The sequence below is a fragment of the Streptomyces sp. sk2.1 genome (genome assembly GCF_008120935.1).
Classification (GTDB): domain Bacteria; phylum Actinomycetota; class Actinomycetes; order Streptomycetales; family Streptomycetaceae; genus Streptomyces.
Window position 1 is genome coordinate 1 of sequence record NZ_RDBO01000092.1, and the last position, 3,476, is coordinate 3,476.

3 protein-coding genes are annotated in these 3,476 nt (G+C 74.1%); all 3 read right to left on the minus strand.

What is annotated here, in order from left to right; genetic code table 11:
* Positions 1 to 1,546: NAD(P)/FAD-dependent oxidoreductase (locus tag EAO76_RS40400; RefSeq protein WP_399463654.1), on the minus strand; the 1,546-nt coding region annotated here is incomplete at its 3' end.
* Positions 1,536 to 1,763: a ferredoxin gene (locus EAO76_RS40405; protein ID WP_148841231.1), complete on the minus strand. Its 228-nt coding sequence runs from the start codon at positions 1,761 to 1,763 to the stop codon at positions 1,536 to 1,538. The genes EAO76_RS40400 and EAO76_RS40405, both read right to left, overlap by 11 nt.
* Positions 1,764 to 2,089: 326 nt before the next feature.
* Positions 2,090 to 3,334 carry a mannosyltransferase family protein gene (locus EAO76_RS40410; protein ID WP_148841232.1) on the minus strand — a complete coding sequence of 415 codons (1,245 nt, stop codon included), beginning with the start codon at positions 3,332 to 3,334 and terminating at the stop codon, positions 2,090 to 2,092.
* Positions 3,335 to 3,476 lie beyond the last annotated feature (142 nt).

A 3,476-nucleotide genomic window follows, 5' to 3' on the forward strand; every position in this document is an offset into this window, starting at 1 on the left:
CCGGTGACGTCGCCCGGTCCCCGCACGCGCTCTTCGGGTACCAGTTCCTGTCCCTCGAACACTGGGGCAACGCCGTCGCGCAGGCCGAGACGGCGGCGCACAACATGATCAGCAGCAGCTCGGAGCGCCGCCCGCACCTGTGGGTCCCGGCCTTCTGGTCCGCCCAGTTCGGGGTCAACATCAAGTCGGTCGGCGAGTAGCCGCTGACGGTGACGGTCGGCCCGTGCGTGGGCAGCGAGGGGTCCGGGAACTCGGCCGGGACCGGCCGCAGGCCCTCGGGGCGGCTGTCCACCACGGAGTGCTCCGGCGGGAACACCGCGGCCGACTCGATCTGCCGCTGGTAGAACTCCAGCCACTTCGTGCCGTCGAAGGAGACGGCGGCGATGACCCGCCCCTGGTACCCGTACGCGCAGACGAAGCGGCGTTCCGCGAGCGACCCCTGGGCGACGACGAGTTCCTCGCCCAGGGACGGGACGCCGACCGACTTGATGTTGACCCCGAACTGGGCGGACCAGAAGGCCGGGACCCACAGGTGCGGGCGGCGCTCCGAGCTGCTGCTGATCATGTTGTGCGCCGCCGTCTCGGCCTGCGCGACGGCGTTGCCCCAGTGTTCGAGGGACAGGAACTGGTACCCGAAGAGCGCGTGCGGGGACCGGGCGACGTCACCGGCGACGAAGACGTCGTCGGTCACGATGCCGCGGAAGTCGAAGGCCCGGCAGCCGGCGTCGCAGGCGATCCCGCGCGGCCCGGCACCGAGCCCGGAACCGGCCAGCCACTCGGTGTTCCGCTGCGCGCCGAGCGAGACGACGGCGACGTCCGCGTCGAGGGTGGTGCCGTCCGACAGATGGGCGCGCCGCAGCCGTCCCGCCGAGTCGCCCTCCAGCGCGGTGACCATGATCCCGCAGCGCAGGTCCACGCCGTGCTCGCGCTGGAGCTCCGCGGCCACCCGGCCGATCACACCGCCGAGGGCGCCCACGAGGGGGGCCGCCCCGCGTTCGGCGACGGTCACCGCGAGGCCGCGCTCACGGCAGGCGGACGCGATCTCGGAGCCGGTGAAACCCGCGCCGATGACCAGCACCCGGCGGGGCGGTGCCGCCAGCCGCCGCTGCAACCGGGCCGCGTCGTCCCGCGTGCGCAGCACGAAGACCCCGTCCAGCGCGGCCTCGGCCTCGTGCGGCCACGGCCGGGCGTGGACGCCGGTGGCGATCAGCAGCCGGTCGTACGCCACCTCGTCGCCGTCGGCCAGCCGGACCTTCCTGGCCGCCATGTCCAGCCCGGTGGCGGCGGTCCCGAGCCGCCAGTGCGCGTCGAGCGCCGCGCGCCGGGGCAGCGCGGTGCGGTCGGCGGTCGCGTGGCCCAGCAGGACCTGCTTGGAGAGCGGCGGCCGGTCGTACGGTTCGTGGGGCTCGTCGCCGATCAGCGTGAGCGAACCGGTGAAGCCCTCCTTCCGCAGGGTCTCCGCGGCCCGGAGCCCGGCGAGGGAGGCCCCGACGATCACGATCCGCCCCTCGCGCCTCAACCGTTCCAGGGCATCGTCACCGGACACCGGACGACCCCTCGCTCTCCGGGACGTCCGGGTCGTCCACCATGATCGCCTGCACGGGGCACGCGGTGACGGCGCGCATCACCTGCTCCCGATGGGCCCCGTCGGCGTGCGGGTTGTACAGCAACGCCTCCTCGCCGTGCATGACGAAGACGTCGGGGGCCAGAAAGGCGCACTGCGCGTACCCCTGGCACCGGTTGAGATCGACGACAAGCCTCATCAAGGGGGCCGTCCCTTCCAGTAGTGCTCCCGCCCAGGCTGCGAGGGCGGTACCGGAAGCGCGACCACGGGCGGACCAGTGGGGTCATCACCCGACCGCGGAGGCGCCGCGCACCGGCCGGTTCGCCCGGGTGCCCGTGCTCGTGGGTGCCGGCGCCGGGCACCGCCCGGCCGCTGTCGCGGTGGACCCCGACCTCGGCACCCGGGGCCGCGCGCACGTCACGCGCGACCACCACCGCCGGTTCCGGAAGCGGCACGGCCGACCGGGGAGCCGGAGCGCGGGCGGGTCGGCCGCCGCACGGCTCAGCCCGTCCACCGCCGCACGGCTCAGCCGGCCCACCGCCCGGAGAGGAAGGTGACGGCGACGACCGTCATCAGGGGGGCCACGACCGCGAGATAGGCGGTCCTGACGCGCGGGCTGCGCAGGCTCCAGGCGGCGAGCCCGGTCCACAGGGGCCACCACAGCAGGGTCGCGCGGGGCAGGGAGGTGTACCAGTAGGACGTGCCCAGCGCCCACAGGCTGACCGCGATGTACGCCGCCTCCGCCCAGCGCTGTTGCCGCAGCAGCACCCCGCACAGCACCAGACCGATGAGCATGGTGAGGAGTTCGGCCTGGGACATCAGGGCGTAGCCGGTGGACTGGGAGTGGCCGAAGGCGGCGTGCCAGGTGTTCTTCCACGCCTCCCAGGGGGCGTGGAAGTCGCGGTACCAGCCGCGTTCCTCGGCGTGCTTCCAGGCCATCCAGTCACCGGTGTGCGCCTGGAGGTACCAGCTGTGGAGCAGGGGCGGCAGGGCGGGCAGCGCCAGCCAGGGCAGGCGGCGCCAGTGGGCGGGGGTGCGGGCGGTCACCAGGAAGTGGACCGCCAGGGCCCCGGCGAGGAAGAGCCCGCTGACCCGGACCGTGGTGGCCAGGCAGGTGAGGACGGCCGCCGTCGGCCAGTGGAGGCGCTGGGCGGCCAGCCACGCGGGCAGGGCGAACGCGAGGAAGAGCGCCTCGGTGTAGCCGGCGGCGAGGAAGACCGCGCACGGGGACAGCAGGAAGAACAGCGCCGCGCGCGGCCCCGCACCCTCCTGCGGCAGGTACAGCCGGGCGATCCGGGCCAGGGCCAGTACGGCGACTCCCCCGGCGACGAACGAGATCAGCGCACCGGCGGCCGGCCAGCTCGGGACGACGGTGTGGACGGCCCGCAGCAGGAACGGGAAGCCGGGGAAGAACGCCTCCCTGTTGTCCCAGTCCGGCGTCCAGGGACCGGTCCCGTCCGGGAAGTAGCCGGACTGGGCTATGTGCAGGTAGTGCCACCAGTCCCACCGCTGCCACGAGGAGAAGAACGAACCGGCGTGGCGGGCCTTCCCGTCGTCGGGGAACAGCCACCGGGTGCAGTACGCGAGGGTCCAGATGCCCACCCGGGTCAGCAGGTACAGCCACAGCACCTCGCGATCGGCGGCCCCGATCCGCGACACCGGCGACCACGACCGCAGCTGCGACCACGACCGCACGTGCGGCCGCGATCGTGGCGGCGGTGACGCGGACGACGGACGCTCGCGCTGCCGTTGAGGGGTCAGAAGGCTCACTGCACATCTCCTGGGTCGTTCTCGCGCATGCCGGACGGCCCGGACGGCCCCGGCGGACCGTCCGGCAGGGGCCCGGGATCAGGGCGGCGGCAGGGTGGCGCTCCGGGTGGGGGAGGCCGGCGTCTTCGACGGGGTTTGGGTG

Excerpts from the sequence above, each read along its gene's own strand:
- EAO76_RS40405 (WP_148841231.1), bottom strand. The coding sequence starts at position 1,763 with ATGAGGCTTGTCGTCGATCTCAACCGGTGCCAGGGGTACGCGCAGTGC.